The sequence below is a fragment of the Pseudomonas sp. NPDC088885 genome (genome assembly GCF_044750025.1).
In the GTDB taxonomy this organism is placed as follows: domain Bacteria; phylum Pseudomonadota; class Gammaproteobacteria; order Pseudomonadales; family Pseudomonadaceae; genus Aquipseudomonas; species Aquipseudomonas rustica.
Window position 1 is genome coordinate 12,373 of record NZ_JBIVJB010000055.1, and the last position, 20,645, is coordinate 33,017.

At 60.3% G+C, this 20,645-nt stretch carries 15 protein-coding genes; all 15 read right to left on the reverse strand.

Annotated elements, in window-relative coordinates; all coding sequences use genetic code 11:
* Positions 1–6 precede the first annotated feature (6 nt).
* A complete protein-coding gene (locus tag ACIP1X_RS19380; protein WP_400754353.1) occupies positions 7–2,931 on the reverse strand; it encodes a TIGR00180 family glycosyltransferase in 2,925 nt (974 codons plus the stop codon).
* Positions 2,932–2,980: 49 nt separating this feature from the next.
* Positions 2,981–3,709, reverse strand: coding sequence for a cephalosporin hydroxylase family protein (locus ACIP1X_RS19385; RefSeq protein WP_400754356.1), 729 nt, complete (start codon positions 3,707–3,709; stop codon positions 2,981–2,983).
* 29 nt (positions 3,710–3,738) lie between these two features.
* Complete coding sequence (locus tag ACIP1X_RS19390) at positions 3,739–4,404, reverse strand: NeuD/PglB/VioB family sugar acetyltransferase (RefSeq protein WP_400754359.1); 666 nt, start codon at positions 4,402–4,404, stop codon at positions 3,739–3,741.
* Positions 4,401–5,516 (reverse strand): DegT/DnrJ/EryC1/StrS family aminotransferase, encoded by a 1,116-nt coding sequence (locus ACIP1X_RS19395; RefSeq protein WP_400754361.1) that lies wholly within the window; start codon positions 5,514–5,516, stop codon positions 4,401–4,403. The genes ACIP1X_RS19390 and ACIP1X_RS19395 overlap by 4 nt, the downstream gene beginning before the upstream one ends.
* Complete coding sequence (locus ACIP1X_RS19400) at positions 5,513–6,739, reverse strand: methyltransferase domain-containing protein (protein WP_400754364.1); 1,227 nt, start codon at positions 6,737–6,739, stop codon at positions 5,513–5,515. The genes ACIP1X_RS19395 and ACIP1X_RS19400 overlap by 4 nt, the downstream gene beginning before the upstream one ends.
* Positions 6,736–7,296 carry a dTDP-4-dehydrorhamnose 3,5-epimerase family protein gene (locus ACIP1X_RS19405; protein ID WP_400754366.1) on the reverse strand — a complete coding sequence of 187 codons (561 nt, stop codon included), beginning with the start codon at positions 7,294–7,296 and terminating at the stop codon, positions 6,736–6,738. Before ACIP1X_RS19405 ends, ACIP1X_RS19400 begins: the two co-directional genes overlap by 4 nt.
* Positions 7,293–8,375, reverse strand: a complete 1,083-nt coding sequence (rfbG, locus tag ACIP1X_RS19410; protein ID WP_400754369.1) for a CDP-glucose 4,6-dehydratase — start codon at positions 8,373–8,375, stop codon at positions 7,293–7,295. Before rfbG ends, ACIP1X_RS19405 begins: the two co-directional genes overlap by 4 nt.
* Positions 8,357–9,130 (reverse strand): glucose-1-phosphate cytidylyltransferase, encoded by a 774-nt coding sequence (gene rfbF, locus ACIP1X_RS19415; RefSeq protein ID WP_212544216.1) that lies wholly within the window; start codon positions 9,128–9,130, stop codon positions 8,357–8,359. Before rfbF ends, rfbG begins: the two co-directional genes overlap by 19 nt.
* Before the next feature lie 279 nt (positions 9,131–9,409).
* Positions 9,410–13,000 (reverse strand): glycosyltransferase, encoded by a 3,591-nt coding sequence (locus ACIP1X_RS19420; RefSeq protein ID WP_400754371.1) that lies wholly within the window; start codon positions 12,998–13,000, stop codon positions 9,410–9,412.
* 105 nt (positions 13,001–13,105) lie between these two features.
* A complete protein-coding gene (locus ACIP1X_RS19425) occupies positions 13,106–14,674 on the reverse strand; it encodes a flagellar hook-associated protein 3 (protein WP_400754374.1) in 1,569 nt (522 codons plus the stop codon).
* 13 nt (positions 14,675–14,687) lie between these two features.
* The gene (gene flgK / locus ACIP1X_RS19430) at positions 14,688–16,733 is read right to left on the reverse strand and encodes a flagellar hook-associated protein FlgK (RefSeq protein WP_400754376.1); all 2,046 of its coding nucleotides are present in this window, start codon (positions 16,731–16,733) and stop codon (positions 14,688–14,690) included.
* A 24-nt stretch (positions 16,734–16,757) separates the two neighbouring features.
* Positions 16,758–18,056 (reverse strand): flagellar assembly peptidoglycan hydrolase FlgJ, encoded by a 1,299-nt coding sequence (gene flgJ, locus ACIP1X_RS19435; RefSeq protein ID WP_282353927.1) that lies wholly within the window; start codon positions 18,054–18,056, stop codon positions 16,758–16,760.
* 11 nt (positions 18,057–18,067) lie between these two features.
* The gene (locus ACIP1X_RS19440; protein WP_053118300.1) at positions 18,068–19,156 is read right to left on the reverse strand and encodes a flagellar basal body P-ring protein FlgI; all 1,089 of its coding nucleotides are present in this window, start codon (positions 19,154–19,156) and stop codon (positions 18,068–18,070) included.
* A 27-nt stretch (positions 19,157–19,183) separates the two neighbouring features.
* Positions 19,184–19,879 carry a flagellar basal body L-ring protein FlgH gene (gene flgH, locus ACIP1X_RS19445; protein ID WP_053118299.1) on the reverse strand — a complete coding sequence of 232 codons (696 nt, stop codon included), beginning with the start codon at positions 19,877–19,879 and terminating at the stop codon, positions 19,184–19,186.
* A gap of 51 nt (positions 19,880–19,930) precedes the next feature.
* A partial coding sequence (gene flgG / locus ACIP1X_RS19450) for a flagellar basal-body rod protein FlgG (protein ID WP_400754378.1) occupies positions 19,931–20,645 on the reverse strand: 715 nt, incomplete at its 5' end.

The window sequence follows — 20,645 nt, forward strand, 5'->3', positions numbered from 1 at the left end:
GCGAGCTTAGGTAAGCAATTGCGCCCAGTTGATCGAGGCCTTGTCGCCCAAGGTAAAACCTTTGCCGCTCAGGGCCAGGTTGGCGTTGTAAGCTGGATCCTGCGCGAAGGCGTTGCTCCATTTCTCACGCAGGGCTTGCAGTGCTTCTGGCGCTTGCGGCAGGTCGCCGTTATGCAGCACTTGCACCAGCGGCGTCCACACGATGAGGTAACCGGCCTGACCGGCCTTGAGGCACAGATCGACATCGCTGAAACCGTCCGCGAAAGACACTTCATCCAAGCCATCCAGCGCATCGAACAATTCTTTGCGCACCATCAGGCAAACCTTCGACACGGCCGAGAAGTTCTGATCGACCACCAGACGCTGCATGTAACCCTCCGCGGCATTTTTTTCGCCAATGAAGGGGGAGCCGACGCCCCCGTTCAGCCCCAAAACCAAACCAGCTTGGGAAATTTTTCCGCTGCGGTCGATCAGTTTGGCCCCAACGATACCGACCTCAGGACGCTGGGCGTGGTTGAGCAGCGATTCAATCCAGTTCGGGTTGACCACCTCCCCGTCCGCCGCCATCAGCACCAGGTATTCACCCTGCGCTTCTAGGCTGCATGCGTTGATCAACGCCGCGTCAGTGAGTGGCTGATCGGCACGCAACACCCGCACTTTGGCGTGATTCAGTGCACCCAGCCAATCGTTGACGGCGGCGGATTGATTCGGGTTGGCTGCAATCAGCACTTCGTAGCGGGTGTAGCGGGTTCTGAGCAACACGCCGTCGAGGCATGCCTTCAGTGCCCGAAGATCGTCCCCGGCCGGCAGAATGATCGACACCAACGGTTGCCCGGCATGGCGATAATCAACCTGATAGGTTCCCGGCTGCGCGGAGTTGACCCGGGCCTTGTAGCCGCGATTGCTCAGATGACGCAGCAACGCCTGACGCTCGTGGGCGTTTTCCTCCAGCTCCACGGCCTGAGAAATCAGCAACGGTTCATCCAGGTGAGCCAAACCGTCGAGGCCGCCCTGTTCGATGATTCGCAGCAGCACATCAAACTCCAATGCCTTGCTGAAGTCAGCCTGATAACCGCCGATATCGATCAGCACTTCGCGACGAATCAACCAGTGCCGCGCCATCAGCGAAGGCACGCTTTGCAGCAAATCGAGGTTGAAGCCTGGCCGGAACAGATCCACCAGTGCACCGTCTTCCTTGCGCTGGATTTCATCCGTAGACACCGCACGCACACCTGGCGCAGCGATCAGTTCGAGGCTGGCACGCAGCAGGCCGGCCGCCGTGAATTCGTCGCCTGCTTCGGCCAGCAGCAGCCACTCGCAGGAAGACTGGTTAACGCTCTGATTGAGCTTGTCGACGAAGTTGGTTTGCGTGACCCGGACAAAGTGCAGGGTGTTCTGCGCGGTGGTCGCCGCTGGCGGCTCTCCCGTGGTGAAGACCACAACTTTGAAGGCCTTGCTATGACCTTCAAGCAAACTGTCGAGGGTGACCTGTAACTGATCGATGTCGTTGTTCAGATCCAGCAGAAAAATGCCGAACTGCGGGCCGCCATCATTGGCCGCCAGGTAACGGGCAGCCGCCTCGGCCTGCTCGCTGTCCGGCTGGCGCACGGCGAGCCAGTCGAGCAGTCGACCGGTGAGCATTTTTTTGAAGGTCGGCTGATGCCCTTCGAGCAGCGTCGCTTCCAGTCGGGCAACCCAGTCACGCAGCTTTTGCGCCTCGTCGTCCTCACCCATTGTTTGCAACTGCACAATCAGGCGATTGATCACTTCGCGATTGAACACGTTACTGTCGTGAGCCTGCCACAAACGATCGACCACGCTTTCCGGACTGTCGTTGTTGCGGGCAAGCATCAGGTTTTGCTGACGGGCCCACACACCTTCAAGCATTTCCAGCTGAACGCGCCCCGCCGGCATGGCGTGCAAGAGAAACTCGTACTGCGTCAACAGATCGAAAAATACCTGATTGTAGAACGGCATTTCTACGTACTGATTCGGGCCAAAACGGCGCCGCGGCCCGCCGTCGATATTGCTCCATTTCGACTCGATAATCAGCTCGGCATCCAGTGCGCGGCCGGTTTTCAGGCTGTCTAAGAGCGCGGCAAAGGTTTTCAGTGCGAACTGTTTGCCCTGTTCTGGATTCTGATGCACGACTTGCGTCGGCACCCCTGCCAGGAACTCGGCAAACGCTTCACGCTCGGCCACGCTTTTGGCGTCGACAAAAGCCAGCGAGTGATAGATCTCGGTGTTGTGATCGGATTCGTTGTAGTTGATTTCACGAACGACATAAGGGATCGGCAGAACCCGCGCCTTGCCCCGGGCGAGCATGTAATAGGTGTGGCCGATTTCCTGCCACTGGAAGCTGGTGTCGTGCGGCAGCACGTTGTACCAGTCACGCAAAATCGCCGTGCGTTGCACCGCATAGAACGGCGGAAGGTACTGCGACAAGTAATCCATCACGCGATCCTGAGCGTGATCGGCCGAGTAATCCTCGCAGACTTTTTTGTCGCGGCGGTAGTAATTAACGCTGTTGGCAAAGGCCAGGTACATCATGCTGTAGCCGTGGCACAGGCTGTAATCGGGGTTGTCCTGCATGAAGGACACGGCTTCGAGCAAGGCGTCATGCACGATGAAGTCATCGTCGGCGGCGAACACCATGTAAGGGGTCTGCAACTGCTCGACGCCGTATGCCAGCTTGGCGCGAATCCCCCAATAGCCGAACTGCGGCAAGTGCTGATAATCCACGTTGCTGTATTCGCGAGCAGTGTCTGCCAGCGCCTGAGTCGAAGAGTCCAGCACCAGTATCTGGCACGGCAGACTGCTGTAGAAGTTCAGGGCCCTGCGCAGGAACGCCGGACGCTCGTGAGAGATCAACACAACGGTCAACTGTTCGTTGAGTGCCAAAACCTGTTCAGAATTGTTCTTGCTTTGCATAAATTCCCCACACGCGGCTAGTCGCCGAAAACTCATCGTTGTTTATCGATTAACGGACGCGACGTAGATAGCCGTCCGGTGCGACGGTGATCAGCAACTTGCCGTGAACGGCCTGATCAATCTCGAAATCACGGTTCTCTTCCAGGTAAGCCCACACCGCGGTTTTCGGATTGTCACCCTTGCCCCAAGGACGATCCGGGAAGGCGTCCGCCGGCATGTCTTCGACCACGGTGTCCATGACCACGCAGTAGCTGCCGACCGACGCCATCGGCGCATAGGCGCGCAACTCTTCCAGCACGTGTTCGTGGGTGTGGTTGGAATCGAGCACCACCAGAACCTTCTTGCCTTCGACCCGCTGACGCACTTGCGCAACGATCGCCGGGTCGATACTCGAACCCTGAATCATCTGAATGCGTTTGGCCATCGGGTGATTCTCGATTGCTTCGCGGTTGTGCTGACGGATGTCGATGTCGACGCCGAGCACTTCACCCTTGCCGATCAATTCCAGCATCGAGGCGTAAAACACCAGCGAGCCGCCGTGGGCGATACCGGTTTCGACGATGATGTCCGGCTGCACCGCCCAGATGATTTCCTGCATGGCGATCATGTCCTGCGGGAACTGAATGATCGGTCGGCCCATCCAGCTGAAGTTGTAGGTGTACTTGTGTTTGGCGGTGTCGTTGATCCAGTCCTGCGAGGTGGCTTGCAGCGCCTTGTCCTGTTGCAGACCGGCGATGTTGTCTTTTACTTCTTCACGAAACTGCTCATGAGGATTCATTGCGCACTCCAGAATTTGTGAGCGACGGATTATTTGAAAACCCGGCCGTCTTGAAAGGAATCAGGGTTGGTCTTGATGATTTTGCCGGGGTTGCCGACCACGACCGCGTAATCCGGAACGTCTTTGGTCACCACCGCGCCAGCGCCGATCGTCGCCCAGCGACCGATGCGGATACGCGGCAGGATGCTCGCGTTGGTGCCGATGAAGGTGCCGTCGCCAATCTCGCAGCAACCCGAGACGCTCACGCCGTGAGCAATGAACACCGAGTTGCCGACATGGCTTTCATGGGCGATCAACGCACCCATGTGAATGCTGCTGTTGTCGCCAATACTCACTTCGGCTTGTAGCTGCACGCCTTCCTGCAAGTAGTTGCCGACGCCCATGCGCGTCATCGTCAGGTCGATCGACGGGTGGATGAAGTTGCCCAACTGGCCGCCGGCTTCGACGATGCTGCAGGTGGTCTGATAGCGCGTGGTGGTGCTGCCGGTGATCAGGTTGACGAAGCGCACGTCGTCGCCCTTGAGCTGAGCCACACGATCAATTCCGCCGACCACCGGCAAGCCGTAAAACAGCGTGCCTTGCTTCGCAGGATCGTTGTCGAGGAAGAAGAACTGCTGATTCGGTACCGCGCGCTGAATCGCCTGAATCATGCGCAGGGTTTCCGGATTGGCCGCGCCCAGTAGATAGACTTTCACAGTTTTCCCTCAAGAACAGTGCGCACCACATCGATGACCCGGCGCTGATCAGCGTCGGTCATGTCGTGATAGCTCGGCAGGTTGATTGCACGGCCCGGCAACGAAAACGCCACCGGCGTATGCACAGGCACATCGCAGAACATCGGCAATTCCGACAACGGCCAGAAGAACACCCGCGCATCGATATTCGCGGCCTGGAACGCAGCGATCAGCGTTTCCCGGGTGATGCCGGTGGCTTCGTCGAACACCACCGTTGGCATCCAGTAACCGTTTTGCGCGTGCGCCGGTTGCGGGTTCATTGACACGCCCGGCAGCGATGCCAGGGCCTGCGCGTAGTTGTCGAAGATCGCGCGTTTGCGCTGAATCAATGCCTCGACACGCTCGATTTGCGCGCAACCGATGGCGGCTTGCACATTGCTCATCTTGTATTTGTAGCCGACGAAATCCGGCCAGAATTGCCGCGTACTGGCGGCCACGCGACCGTGGTTCGACAAGGTCAGCACGCGCTCGTACAAGGCTTTATCGGAGCAGACGAAAATGCCGCCCTCGCCGGTGGTCATGGTCTTGGTGCCATGAAACGAGAACGCCCCGAACGCGCCCAATGAACCCGCCGGCGCACCGCGCCATTGTGAGCCGATGGCTTCTGCGGCGTCTTCAATGACCGGCAAGTTGAACTCGCGGCCGATCTGCAGCAACGTGTCCATGTCGCAAAGGTTGCCGTAGATGTGCACCGCCAGAATCGCTTTGGTGCGCGGGGTGATGGCGCGGCGAACCTGTTCTGGGTCGAGGCACCAACTGTCCGGCAAGACATCGACGAACACCGGGGTCGCGCCCAGATAAGTGATCGGTGCCGCCGAGGCGATCCAGTTGGTGTTGGCGAGGATGACCTCGTCGCCAACCCCGACATTCAACGCGGCCATGCCCATGTGCAAGGCGCCGGTGCAGCTCGACGTGGCGATCGCATAGGGCACGCCCATGTGCTCGGCGAAGGCTTTTTCAAAACGCGTGATGTACTCATAGCAGCGCTCGCCCCAGCCATTCTGCACGGCGTCGAGCACGTACTGGGCTTCGAGCTCGCCCACACTCGGTTTGGTGTAGTGAATTCGGCTCATCGGATGATCAACTCAGGAATGGCAATGACAAAACGACCGTCCCAGGCACGAATGCCGGCAAACGCCTGGGTGATCTCGTCCAGCAGGTTCCACGGCAGCACCAGCACGTAATCCGGCTTCTCGATTTCAATGCGTTCCGGCGCAACAATCGCAATGCGGCTGCCGGGCAAAAACTTGCCCTGCTTGTGCGGATTGGCATCGGCCACCCACGCGAGCAGATCGGGTTTGACCCCGGCGTAGTTGAGCAAGGTGTTGCCCTTGGCCGCCGCGCCATAACCGACCACGCGTTTGCCGTCGGCCTTGGCCTGCAACAGGAAACGCAGCAGTTCATGCTTGATGCGCTCGGCAGCGGGCGCGAGGGTCGCGTAGTACTCAGGGGTTTTCACCCCGGCGTCGAGTTCGGCCTGCAACTGCTGCTGCACTGCGGGTTGTACGGGGCGACGCTCGCCGTCCTTGCGCTGGACGAACACACGCAGCGATCCGCCGTGGGTATTCAACTGGCTGACGTCGAACACCTCCAGACCGTTGCGCTCGCACAGGGTCTGCACGGCGGTCAGCGACAGGTAGGAATAGTGTTCGTGATACAGCGTGTCGAACTGCGCGCCGGCCATCAGCGTCAGCAGTTGCGGGAATTCGAAAGTGGCAACGCCGCTGGGCTTGAGCAGCGTGGCGAAACCGCCGAGGAAATCATTGATGTCCGGCACATGCGCGAGCACGTTGTTGGCGGCCATCAAGTCAGCGCCCCAGCCTTCGCTGTTCAACTGCGCAGCGGTGTCGCGACCGAAGAACAGTTCGCGAATTTCCAGACCTTTTTCCCGCGCCGCTTGCGCGGTGCTGCGGGTCGGCTCAACGCCAAGGCACGGAATGCCCCGCGCGGCGACGTATTGCAGCAGGTAACCGTCGTTGGCAGCGATTTCCACCACGCGACTGTCAGCGGTCAGGCCAAAGCGCTCGACCATCTCAGCGACATAACGCTCGGCGTGCGCCAGCCAGGTGCTGGAGAACGAACTGAAGTAGGCATACTCGGCATCGAACAGGCTGTCGGCGCTGGTGTAATCCTCGGTCTGTACCAACCAGCACTGCTGGCACACCGCGACTTTCAGCGGCACCCATTGCTCGGCCTGTTCCAGGCGATCGGCGTGCACATAAGCGTTGGACGGTGGCGAGGTGCCGAGGTCGATCAGCGGCAGGCTCAGCGGTGCGGCGCACCCACGGCAGTTCATAGACGCACTCCAGCGAAGTGTTGACCGAGCGCAGGATGGCTGGAATCGCGCGCTGACAAATTATTGACAGGCAACGGCCAGGCAATCGCCAGCCGTGGGTCGTTCACCGACAAACCGCCCTCGTGCTCCGGCGCGTAATCGGCGCTGTGCAGGTAAAGCAATTCAGCATCCTCAGTCAGCGTCTGAAAACCGTGGGCGAACCCGGCAGGAATCAGCAGACCGCGACCATCGCCCGCCTTGAGGTGCTCGGCGTGCCAGTGCAAAAACGTTTCTGAATCGGGGCGCAAATCCACCGCCACATCCCACACTTCACCGCGCAGGCAAGTGATGAGTTTGGCTTCCGGCGCGTTGGCATTCTGATAATGCAAACCGCGCACGCTGCCCTTCTCGCGAGTGCAGGAATGGTTGATCTGACGGATATGAAATTCGCTGCCAAACGCACTCAGGCTGCCTTCGCAAAACAACCGCGCGAAGTGCCCGCGCTGATCTTCGAAGCGCTTGTGCTGGACGCTGAACAGTCCGGCCAGCGGCAACGCCTTCAGGGAAAACTCGCTCACAACGCGCCTCGGTACAGGTTCAATTGGCCGAGGGTCAGGGCACGCATGTCGTCGCCATTCTGCCACGCCAGATGCCAGTCGAGGGTTTGCGTCAGACACTGTTGCAACGTCCAGCGCGGCTGCCAACCGAGCAGTTGCCGCGCGCGACTGCTGTCCAGACGCAACAGACCGGCCTCGTGCAATTCACTCGGTTCGATGCGCAAACCCCGCGCTTGCGGCCAGCGACTGGCGAGCAGTTCAACCACTTCGCCGACGCTGCACATGTCCGCCTCGCCGGGGCCGAAATTCCATGCGCCGGCGTATTCCGGGCCTTGCTCGTAGAGCCCCGCGGCCAATTGCAGATAACCGGCCAGCGGCTCCAGCGCGTGTTGCCACGGGCGCACGGCTTGCGGGTAACGCAGGGTCACTGGCTCATCCGCCGACCAGGCTTTCAGTACATCGGGAATCAATCGCTCAGGGGCGAAATCACCGCCGCCTAACACATTGCCGGCGCGCGCCGTGGCGAGGGCGAGACCATGCTCGGCGTACTTGTCCGCCGCGAAAAACGACGCGACGTAAGACTGCGCCAACAACTCGCAACAGGCTTTGCTGCTGCTGTAAGGATCGTGACCACCGAGGGCTTCGTCTTCGCGGTACGGCCACAGCCATTCCTTGTTGGCGTAGACCTTGTCGGTGGTCACCAGCACACAGGCGCGCACGCAACCGACCTGCCGAATCGCTTCGAGCAGGTTGAGCGTGCCCATCACGTTGCTGGAATAAGTGCCGAGTGGATCGCGATAGCCTTCACGCACCAGCGGCTGTGCGGCGAGGTGCAAAACGATCTCCGGCTCGGTGTCGGCGATGATCTCCAGCAGTGCGCCGAGGTCACGCAAATCACCGCGCTGATCGTTGATGCCTTCGTGTACGCGCGCCAGTTCGAACAGGCTCGGTTCGGTCGACGGATCGAGGGCAAAACCGCTGACCTCGGCGCCAAGGCTTTGCAGCCACAGGGTCAGCCAACTGCCCTTGAAACCGGTATGCCCGGTGACCAGAACGCGTTTGCCATGCCAGAATTCGGCACTCAGTCCCATTGCTTCCATGGGGCCTCCCCGCTTTGCCACAAGGCTTCGAGATGGTTCTTGTCGCGCAGGGTGTCCATCGGCTGCCAGAAACCGTCGTGCTGGTACGCCATCAGTTCACCGCGCTCGGCGAGACCGTCCAGCGGGCCGGATTCCCACGACGTGTCGTCACCGCTGATCAGCGGCAGAACCTTGGGCGACAGGACGAAAAAGCCGCCGTTGATCCAGCCACCGTCGCCGCGTGGCTTTTCGGTAAACCCGAGCACGCGATCGCCGTCACGATCCAGCGCGCCATAGCGTCCCGGCGGTTGCACGGCGGTCACCGTGGCTTGTTTGCCGTGGGTCAGGTGGAAGTCGACCAGAGCGCTGATGTTCAAGTCGGAAACGCCGTCGCCGTAGGTAAAGCAAAAGGCTTCTTCGTTTTCCACGTAGCGTGCAGCGCGACGCAGACGGCCACCGGTCATGGTTTCTTCACCGGTGTCGATCAGCGTCACGCGCCATGGCTCGCTGTAATTCTGGTGCACGTCCATGCGGTTTTCGCGCATGTCGAACGTCACATCGGAGGTGTGCAGGAAGTAGTTGGCGAAGAAGTCTTTGATCGCGTAGCCCTTGTAGCCAAGGCAGATCACAAAGTCATGAATTCCGTGGGCGGAATACTGCTTCATGATGTGCCAGAGAATTGGCTTGCCACCGATCTCGATCATCGGTTTTGGCTTGAGGTGCGACTCTTCACTGATCCGCGTGCCCAGGCCACCCGCCAAAATTACTGCCTTCATCGTCTCCCCTCTTGTTCGTCACAGGGCTGCGCGTCGCTTGGTTGAGCGGCGGGCCTTCTGGCTAAACCTTTCTGCCGTTGCGAGCGCAGCAGACGTGACCGCGAGCGCTCGTTTTATGGCGATTTGAGGGGGACTTGCAGGAAACGCGCCAGCTCCAGTGGCGACTACTAACTCGAACAAGATCTGCAGAACACGTGGCCTCGCAAGCAAAAAGGGGAGCCTGATCATCAGCAATCGGGCTCCCCTTTTTCAGTTTTACATTGATCACTTACAGCGCGATCAATCCGCCAGCCAGCCATATTCCCAATAACGCAGGTTATCGCCGCGCAGTATGTAATCTCGCCGCACCACCTCACGCAATTCATCGCCCATACGGTAGCTGGCGTCCGGGTCGGCCAGGTGCATGCGGATCGCTTGCAGCCATTCATCCGTGGTGTTGGTCTTGACCCGCGTGCACGGCAGATAGCCGCGATAGGCCTCGGTGTCAGTGCAGATCACCGGGTAACCGCAGGCGCCGTATTCCAGCAAGCGCAGGTTGCTCTTGCAGTCGTTGAAGATGTGGAATTCCAGCGGTGCCAGCGCCAGATCGAGGTTGAGGCTGGCCAGTTTGGCCGGGTAATCCTCCAACGGAATCACGCCGTGGAACTCATGCATGTATGGACGCAAATCATCCGGGCACATGCCAAAGAATACCCAGTCGACTTCATTGGCCAACTCGCGCACGACCTCGGCGATCACTGCCAGGTCACCATGGTGGCTGGTGCCGCCGCCCCAGCCAACACGCGGTTTTTTCGAGGTGCTGCGCTGGCTGCGCAAATTGGCCCACAGCTCTTTGGCCAGCATGTTGGGCACCACGCGAATGTCGTGATGCATGCCCGACAAGGCATTGGCCAGTGGCTGCGTTGACACCACCACGCGATCGCACAAGCCAATCGCACGGCGCACCAGTCGCTCCATTTCATACTTGTCCGGCATGTTGCGGATGTGCGCGTTGCGATGTGGAATGTCGATGACGTAGTCATCCAGCTCGAAAATCCGTCGGGCGTTGAAAAACGACTGCAACGGCGGAATTTCGTTGATCGCTTTCTCCGAATATCGTCCCTGCAGCACGATGACGTCAGGCGACTGGCGTTCAATGTCGATGATCGACGGCAAGCCATAGCAGAAGCGGCCCTCGACGCGGCCAGCGGCGACCAGTTCGATCATCGGCTGAGTCATGCGATAGTGCCCGATGGCCGAGTCATTGATCGGCACCGCCAGCACGTTGGGCAACAGCGCTTTGGAAAACGCGCTCCAGCCACTGCGCTGTCCAGGCTCGAGGTTAAAACTGCTGCCGCCGGCACCTTGTAACGACAGGTTTTTGTTGTACGCCGGATCGCGCGCAATCAACGGCAGCCAGCGCTTGTAGAACACTTTCTGTTCCTGGTCGCAGGTTTGCCGTTCCTGCGCCGACGCGACAACGTTCGCTCGTGCGCCTAATGCCAGCGCGGCGTACGGCGTCCAGACCACCAGATAACCGTGCTGCGCAACGCGCAGGCACAGATCAGCATCGTTGAGCGTCAGCGTCAGGTTCTGCTCATCGAGGCCGCCCACTTCGTCGAAGACTGCCTTGCGTACCATCAGGCAGTCACCGCCAACGGCGCTCAGGTTGTGCGCCACCTGCAATCGAAACAGGTAGCCCGCCGCATGCATCGACTGGCCATAAAACGGCAGGCCGACCGGCGCATGCAGACCCAGGATCAACCCGGCGTGAAGCACCCAACCATCGGGGTTGAACAGCTTGGCGCCAACCACACCGACCTCGGGACGCTGCGCATGATTGAGCAACTCGTCGAGCCAGTCACCCTGAGTGATCACCGCGTAAGGGTTGAGCATCAACACGTATTCACCGCGCGCCTGAGCCACAGCCAGGTTGTGCACGGCAGCCAGATTGCCTTGCGCACAACCGAGTACGCGAATGCGTTCGCTGCCCAACTGCGCCATGCCGTCCAGCCACAAACGCGCTTCAGCGCTTTCGCTGCCATTGTCGACCAGCAGCAATTCGTACTCGCTGTAGACGGTTTTTTCCAACAGGCTTTCGACGCAGCGTTGCAGCGCGGCGGTGTGATCCTTGGTGACGATGATGATCGACACCAACGGCCGCGCGGCATGCTGATAATCGACGCGATTGAGCAATTCGGTGCTGCCGCGACGGATCGTGTGAGCAACGCCCAAGCGCTGCAAATGCGCTTCGAGCAAACGCGGATTGTTGTCGATGACGCCACGCTCGGCGAGCCACGTGGCCAGGTCTCGCGCGGACTCCAGCAACACCTCTGCGACGTGACCAACCACTTGCGTGCCGTCGCTCTCGACCATGCGCAGCAGCACATCGTGCGGCGCCAGATCAGCCAGCGCAGTATCGAAACCACCGAGGGCGACGAAGCGTTCGCGCTCGAACGCCAACGCGCGCCCGACATAGGGGAAGCTGCGCATCAGGTCGAGGTTGAAATCCGGTTTGAAGGCAGGCTCGGCCGATTCGCCACCGCGCAGACTGCCCTCGTCGCTGTACAGGCATTTGAACGCGAGAGAATGGGCGATGCGCTCGGCCATGATCAACAGCGCCGGGGCAATAAGACGATCGCCGGCGTGCAGCAGGTAGAACCAGTCGGCGCCATCGAGTTGCGGCAACAACTCATTGATCTGCGCCAATCCGTCCTCAAGCAACGGCAAGTGGAACACCCGACCATTGAGCTCGGGTTCAGTGCACGCGGCGGACAGCACCAGAATCAGGTTCGCCGGGTAGTCCTGTTCAGCGAGCGATTGCAGGGTTCGTTCCAGCGCTGCATTGCTGCCCTTCTCGTCGATGACGATCGGCACGATGCCTGGGTTGCGCGACCAGTCGGCGAGTGTCACTGCAAGCAACTTGCGCTGCTCGCTGGTGAGTACACGACACGCCAGCCACTGTGAATAGAGTTCGGCAAAGCTCTGGCTGTCAGCACCGACAAGCCATTGCTGACCGCTTTGCTTGGTGCCCAGTGTGCGGCTCAGTGGCAGCTCTTCCCAGACGCGTGGCGCGGTATCGGCGTCAACCAACGGCACATAGCGCACCCAGCCTGGCGCGGGCGCCGCCTCGGTGTTGCGCGCCTTGAGCATTTGCGACACCCACTCACGCTCTACTTCGACGGTGTCCCTCATCGATTGCTGCGCGCTTAAGCGTTCCGGATAGAGGCGCTCGGCACACAGTACGGTGTTCAACACCACCAGATTGCCCCGGCGCAGCAGGCACACGAATAAAGCGAAATCCAGTGTTGCAACGAAGCAGTGACCTTCCTGCGTCAAGGCCGGCAGCAGCTCGACGAGGTCGGCACGGCGGAACAAGGCGTTGCTGAAACCGCCGAGGATATTCACCGGGAAATTGTCAAAGACGCTCAGCAGGTCGTCGCCTTTGAACAGGCCATCGACCGGCGACAGCGAGGTGTTTTCCAGGCGCGACGGCAGGATAATGTCATCGGCATCCCACAGCAGACGCGAGGCCAGCACCAGACTCACTTCATCGCGGGAAAATTCCGCAGCCTGTTGTTCGATACACGCCGAATACAGGTGATCGTCGTCGCAAAGAAACTTGAGGTACTCGCCTTGCGCCTGCTCGAGACACGTCTTTAGATTGCCGACCAGGCCCAATGTGCGCGGGTTGCGTACGTAGCGAACGGTGACACCTGATTGCTCGACCACCGAGGCGACAACGCCTTCGATCTCGGTGCCACGGCTGTCGTCGCAGACAATGATTTCGAGGTTGCCGTAACTCTGACTCACGGCACTGTTCAATGCCCGTTCAAAAAAACGCGGATTGAAGGCAGGAATGACCAGGCTGACAAGGGGAAGTGAATTCACGGCGGACTCGCAAGCGGCGGGAACCCGCCCGGAACAGCGAGCCCTCTGACACCGCAAAAGAAGACATTAAAACCAGGTAACCGGGCGCTTGCGCGCCCGCCACCATCAGATCTTGTTGAACAGGCCCAGCTGAGAGATTTTGCTGAACGCCAGTTGCGCGGCCTGCAGCATGGTCTGCTGCAAGGTCAGGCGGGTCATGACTTCGGCCGGATCGGAATCGCGGATCGAGCCTTGAGTCGTCGAGTTGGCGGTGCTCAGGCTCTGGTTGGTGATGGTCTGCATATCCAGCGCCTGACCTCGGGCACCGATCGACGTCACGGAAGCGCCAATCTGGTTGGTGGCGGCGTCGATGTTGCCGAGGCCGGATTCCATCGCGCCCTGGAATTTTTGCTTGGCCACTGGATCACCATCGATCGGCGTGTTCAGCGCGGTGACCATCTGACCCAACGTGTCGAGGATGTTCTGGGTCTGGTGGTTGTTCGGCTGGATCGAAAACTGATCGCCCGCCGCGGGCGTGTTGCCCAGTGCAAACGTCACGCCCGCCGCCGTCGCATTGCTGCCCGACACGGTACCCGAGGACACCGGTTTGCTGTCAGCCGTGACCGGCGCTGCGTACAAGTCGAACGCCGTGGCGCTGGTGAACTTGAGGACGGCACCACCCTGCGGGAAGGCAGCGGTGTACGCAGCCTGATCGGTGATGGTCGAACCGGTGATGACCGCTGTCGACGGATTGCCTGGGCTGCGCGTGGTGGTGAACGTGTCCGGCGTCGAGGACAGCTGGAACGTGTGTCCGGCGATCACGGCGTCCGGGTCGGTGTCCCCGGTCTTCAAGTTGATGTTCAACTTCAGATCGACGCCACGGAAGCTGACCGTCTGGTTGGCCCCGGAGGTGTTGCTGACCACGCCGTTCTGGCTGGCTTCAGCGGTCACGTCGTTGCCCAGGGCATCGGTAATTTTCAGCTGCGTGCTACTCAGGAAGCTCACGGTGTAGGGCTGACCACCGGTGAACTTGCTGTTGTAAGTGGCGGCAGTGCCGACCGTACCGTTGGACAACACCACACGGCCGTCATCCACTGCCGGAGCCGTCATGTTGGTGCTGGTGCGACCGGTGTTGATGGTCTGCTGGAACGCTTCCCAACCGGTGGTGTTAGTGCTCACGGTCATGCCGTCGCCAATGCCCAGATTGATGGTGGTCTGGTCACCGTTGTAGGTGAAGGTGCCATCGGCATTTTGCGAGTACGGCGCGGTGTCGGTTTTCGAACCGGAGAACAGGTAGTTGCCGTTGGCATCCTTGGAGTTCATCAGGCCCAGCACTTGTTGCTGGATCTGGCCCATTTCTGCCGCGTAGGCCTGGCGATCCTTGTCGGTGGCCGTGCCGTTGTTGGCGGCCAGCGCAAGGTCCTTGGCGCGTTGCAATGCAGTAGTGATGGAATCCAGGGTGGTTTCCTGCACGTTCAACGCACTTTTAGTGCTGTTGATGTTGCCGTTGTACTGATCAAGCAACGCAGCCTGCTGGCCCAGTTGCAGCAAACGGCCGGCACCGACCGGATCATCCGATGCGGTGTTGATCCGCTGCAGGCTGCTCGCCTCGCTCGCGGTGGCCACAGCCTTGTTGAAGTTACGCTGATAGTCCGACGCTTGCGTGCCGTAATACTGGGCGGTGGAAATGCGCATGAATTACGACTCCTTAAAGGCTGTTGATCAGCGTGGCGAAAGTTTCCTGCGCAGCTTTGATGATCTGCGAAGACGCTGTGTAGTACTGCTGATATTTGACCAGGTTGCCGGTTTCTTCATCGAGGTTGACCCCGGACAGCGAATCGCGCGCACCTTGCGCGTTATCCAGAATCGCCGTGGTCGCGGCGCTGTCAGACTTGCCTTGGGCAGTCTTGGTGCCGACGTTGGTCACCAGTTTGTTGTAGGCGTCGGTCAGGCTGATGCCCTTGCTCGCCGAACCGGTGTCGACCGTTTGTTTGGTTTGCAGACCGACCAGCGCCTGCACGTTGCGGTTGTCCGAAGACGCCGCACCGGTGAGGTTCATGGTGAAGGTTTCACCGGACTTCGGCGTGCCGCCGACCGTGGTTTGCACGGTGAAGGTCTTCTGCACATTCGGCGTAACGGAGGTGTCCATCACCGGATTGCCGTTGGCATCGAGGACACCGACTTTCAGGTTCAGTGTGTTCGACTGGCCAGGCACGATGGTGCCGGTGCCGATGTTCTGCCCCTTGGCGTCGACCAGCGTATACGACTGGCTGCCGCCGCTGGCATCACCGAACACCAGTTTCACCGGCGTCGAATTCTTCAGCGCCGCCTGCATGTCAGCCTGGGCAGTCGGGTTGTAGATGTTGATCGTGTCGCTCAGCGTCGGCTGGGTGTAAGTGCCCAGACCGTTGGCGCTAGCGGAACCGGTCAGCGGGCCTGCGGCAGCGATCTTCTTCGGATCGCTGAGCACCGTCTGGATGCTCGCGGCGGCATTACGCGTCGGGGTGATCTTGAAGCTGTCACCGGCGCTCAACGCACCACCGTTGAGGGCGAGGCTGAAACCGTCAATCACCGGCGGCGGATTGGTCGTGGTGCTGAACGTGCCGAGGTCGGTGCCGTCGGAGCGCTTGACGCTGTAGTCGGTCGCGCTGGTGAACGTCACCTGATAATCACTGGTGGTCAGCTTGCCGGTGTCCTTGATGGTTACGTCAAGGTTGCCCGAACCGCTGCTGTTGCCCGCCTGCGCGATGCTGCGCTGACTGATCAGCGCGGCACTGTTGATGTTGTTGAAAATCGCCGCGCCGAAGTCACCGTTCTTGTCGATGCCTTGCGCTTGCTGGCTGTTGATCTGATCGGCAACCACCAGGGCCACACGGCCCAGCTCATTGAGCGACGGGTCGAGAACGTCTTTGCGATACGTCAGCAGACCACCGATTTCGCCACCGCTGATCACCGAGGTGATGTCGATGGTGCTCGAGCCACGATCCATCTGAATCGACATGCGCGACGGATCGTCTTTGCTGGCAACCATGCTCAGGGAGTTGGTGGTGTTGCCGATCACCAGCGGCTGGCCGCTGCCGACATACACGTCAAAACTGGTGCCGCGTTCAACGACCTGCGCACCGGTCAGTTCGGAGAGCTGACGCACGGCTTCGTTACGGCTGTCGAGCAAGTCGTTCGGCGCGCCGCCGCTGGTGGAAATCTCACCGATCTTCTGGTTCAGGTTGGCAATCGACGTGGCCAGTTTATTCACCTGAGCAGTCATGTCGCTGAGGCTGCCATTGATGGTGGTGTTCTGGTCATTCAGTTGCTTGGCGAGGGCGTTGAAGCGGCTGCTCAGCGCTTGCGCACCGGTCAGTACCGACTGACGCGAGGTGTCGTCGGTGGCCGAGGTCGACACGCCCTGCATCGAGGTAAAAAACTTTTGCAGCACACCGGTCAACCCGGTGTTGGTGTCAGACAGAATCGAGTCCAGCGGCGTGGCCTGCGCGAGGTACGACGCCGCTTCGCTGTTCAGCGAGGTCGCGGTGTGCAACTGCGATTCCAGGTACGAGTTGTAGACCCGACGCACATCGGCGAGGGTCGTGCCCGTGCCGATAAAAACGGTGCCGTACTGCTGCGAGGCTTTGGTGCCTTGCACGGTTTGCTGACGTGAGTAACCGGCGGTGTCGACGTTGGCAATGTTGTTGCCTGTCGTAGCCAAAGAGGACTGGCTCGACGCCAGACCCGACATCCCGATATTGAGCAAACTCATGGTTCAGACCTTATACCTTGTGCCTTATAAAGGCGTGGTGGATACACCCGCCGCAGCGTAGTTTTGAAGATTGTTCATCTGCTTGGCAATTTGCGAAATCTTTGTCGCGTAGTTCGGGTCGGTGGCGTAACCGGCCTTCTGCAACTCGCGTACAAACTGTTCTGGGTTATCGGCCGACTTCAGCACATCTTGATAGCGATTATTGCTCTGCAGCAAAGTCACCAGATCGTGGAAGCTGTCCTTGTACGAGGCGTAGGAACGGAACTCGGCCGTCTCCTTGACCATCGCGCCATTGCGGAACTCGCTGGTGATGGCGCGGGCTGAATCACCCTGCCAGTTGCTGCTCGCCTTGATGCCAAACAGGTTGTGGCTGCTGCTACCGTCCTGCGCGCGCATGACCGATTTGCCCCAACCGGTTTCCAGTGCCGCTTGCGCCACCAGATAACGCGGATCGACGCCGATACGGTCGGCAGCTTCCTTGGCCATCGGCAGCATGGTGTTGACGAATTCATCAGCGGAGCTGAAGGCTTTTTTCGCCGGTGCCAACGGAATCTGCGCCATGGCGCGGCCGTAGACCTGCATCTGCCCGCCGGAGGCTTTTTCGTTCTCGGCACGGGCCAGCCAGTCGCCGTTGTACAGCGGGCCGGAACCGGTAATGGCGGCGGGCGCGGTCGCTTGCGGCAACGCATTGGATGCGCTGGTCGCGGTCGTGGCCGACGGCACCAAACCGGCGAGCAAACGATCGGTGAGTTTCGGCGGCAACGACAGACGACGTTTGTTGATCATCGCCATGTCATTGCTGTGCGACGTATCAGTGCTCGACACACGCCCGGAACGCGACGCCCACAACGGACGCTCACCATTGACCCGCGACAACGGGCCGTTGATCGCGGTGGTGCCCGCCGCAATCGGCGTGACCACGCCAGCGGCTTTCGCCCGTGCTTCTTCCTGCTTGGCGGCGGACGCGGCCGCAGCCTCACCCGGCGCCATCGGTTTGTTCTTCTGCATCTGACGCAGCAGCACGTCTGCCAGGCCGATACCACCGCCCTCGCGGGACATGGACACCGCCAGTTGCTGGTCGGACATTTCCTGATATTGCTTGGCCGCCGGGGTGTTCAGCGGATTGTCCTGACCGAGGGTGTCGGTGGCCGAACGCATCGACTTGAGCATTTCGCCGATGAACAGCGACTCGAATTCCTGCGCGACTTTGCGCATGTTGCCGTCGCTGTCCTTGTCGCCAACCTTGAGCTGATTCAGACGATTGAGGTCGGAGTACGAACCCGAATCGGCGTTGCTGACCAGACTGCCTTTGCGCATATCCATGATGGTCGGCCTCAGATCACGATCAGGTCGGCTTGCAACGCGCCGGCCTGCTTCAGTGCTTCGAGGATCGCCATCAAGTCACCCGGCGCCGCGCCGACCTGGTTCACCGCACGGACGATCTCGTCGAGGGTGGTGCCCGGGCCGAATTTGAACATCGGTTTGGCCTCTTGCTCAGCGTTCACCCGCGAGCGTGGCACCACAGCGGTCTGGCCGTTGGACAACGGGCCTGGCTGGCTGACGATCGGGTCTTCGGTGATGGTCACGGTCAGGCTGCCGTGGGTCACGGCGGCTGGCGAGACTTTGACGTTCTGGCCGATGACGATGGTGCCGGTGCGCGAATTGATGATGACTTTCGCCACCGCCTGACCCGGATCCACTTCAAGGTTTTCGAGGATCGACAGGTAGTCGACGCGCTGGCTCGGATCGAGCGGTGCCGTGACGCGTACCGAGCCGCCGTCGATGGCTTGCGCCACGCCAGGGCCGAGCATGTCGTTGATCTTGTCGACGATGCGCTTGGCGGTGGTGAAGTCGGAACGGTTGAGGTTCAAGGTCAGGCTGTTGCCTTGGTTGAAACCACTCGGCACCGAACGCTCAACCGACGCACCGCCGGGGATGCGACCGGCCGACGGAACGTTAACGGTGATCTTCGAACCGTCACGGCCTTCGGCATCAAAACCGCCGACCACCAGGTTGCCCTGAGCGATGGCGTAAACGTTGCCGTCGATACCCTTGAGCGGGGTCAGCAACAGTGTGCCGCCGCGCAGGCTCTTGGAGTTACCGATCGAGGACACGGTGATGTCGACCTGCTGACCCGGTTTGGCGAACGCCGGCAGATCGGCACTCACCGACACCGCCGCGACGTTCTTCAATTGCACGTTGCCCGAGCCCGGCGGCACTTTGATGCCGAACTGCGAGAGCATGTTGTTGAAGGTCTGCAGGGTGAACGGGGTCTGCGTCGTCTGGTCACCGGTGCCATTAAGCCCGACCACCAGGCCGTAGCCGATCAACTGGTTGGAACGCACGCCAGAAATACTGGCGATGTCTTTCAACCGTTCGGCGTGTGCAGTGAAAGCCGCAGACATCAACAGCGCGGCCACCATAAGGCTTTTCAGATTCAACGTAGCCACCTAGAAAGGGAACAGCGGGCTGAGGAAGAAACGGTCGAACCAGCCTGGCTGACTCGCATCGGCAAATGAGCCTGTGCCCGAGTAGGTGATGCGTGCATCGGCGACGCGAGTCGACGACACGGTGTTGTCGGTGGCGATGTCATCAGCACGCACCAGACCGGCAATGCGCACCAGCTCATCGCCGGTGTTCAGCGTCATCCACTTCTCGCCGCGCACGGCGATGATGCCGTTGGGCAGCACGTCCGCCACGGTCACGGTGACGGAGCCGGTCAGGGTGTTGCCCTGCGCAGCCTTGCTGTCGCCCTTGGTCGCACGGTCGCCGCTGTAGCCAACGTCCAGACTCAAATCGTTACCGCCCAACGGGTTGTTGGTCACGCCGCTACCGCCGAACAGCGAGGTCAAGCCGATGCCGGTCTTGCTGTTTTTGGCGACTTGCGAGTTGGCGTTTTTGCTCGCCTGGGTTTTCTCGTTGAGGGTGATGGTGATGATGTCACCGACCCGAAACGCCTTGCGGTCGCTGTACAGGTTCTGTTCGAAACCGGCCTGATAAATCGAGCCGTTGTTGGCCGCCGCCGGCAAAGGCGTACGCGGCAACACCGGAGCGTAATAAGGGTCATTGGGCTTGGGCGTCGGTGCGACACAGCCCGCGAGCGAGACGACCCCACCCAATGCCAAAACAGATACGAAGCGTTTCATGACCCTACCTCACGGTGTTGCAGGCAGCCTCATGGCCGCCTCATAGACTGATTACAGATTCTGCGTTACGAACGAGAGCATCTGGTCGGCGGTGGAGATCACCTTGGAGTTCATCTCGTAAGCGCGCTGAGTGGTGATCATGTTGACCATCTCTTCAACGGTGCTGACGTTGGAACCTTCCAGGGTGTTCTGCAGCGTGGTGCCGAAACCGTTGAGGCCCGGGGTGCCGATTTGCGGCGCGCCGGAAGCAGCGGTTTCCAGGAACAGGTTGTTGCCCACCGCTTGCAGACCGGCCGGGTTGATGAAGTCGGCGGTTTGCAGGTTGCCGATCACCTGAGCGGCCGGGTTACCCGGAACGGTGATCGACACGGTGCCGTCAACGCCGACGGTGAAGCTCTGCGCGTTGTTCGGGATAACGATGGCTGGTTCCAGAGCGAAACCGCTGGCGTTGACGATCTGGCCATTGGAGTCGAGGTGGAAGGTACCGTCACGGGTGTAAGACGTGGTGCCGTCCGGCTGCAGAATCTGGAAGAAACCGCGACCGTCGATGGCCATGTCCAGCGGCTGCTCGGTGGTTTGCAGGCTGCCGGCAGTGAAGTTTTTCTGCGTACCGACGATGCGCACACCGGTACCCAATTGCAGGCCCGAAGGCAGTTCGCTGTCCTGAGTCGACTGGGCGCCTGGCTGACGCTTGATCTGATACAGCAGGTCTTGGAACTCGGCGCGGTCACGTTTGAAACCCGTGGTCGACACGTTCGCCAGGTTG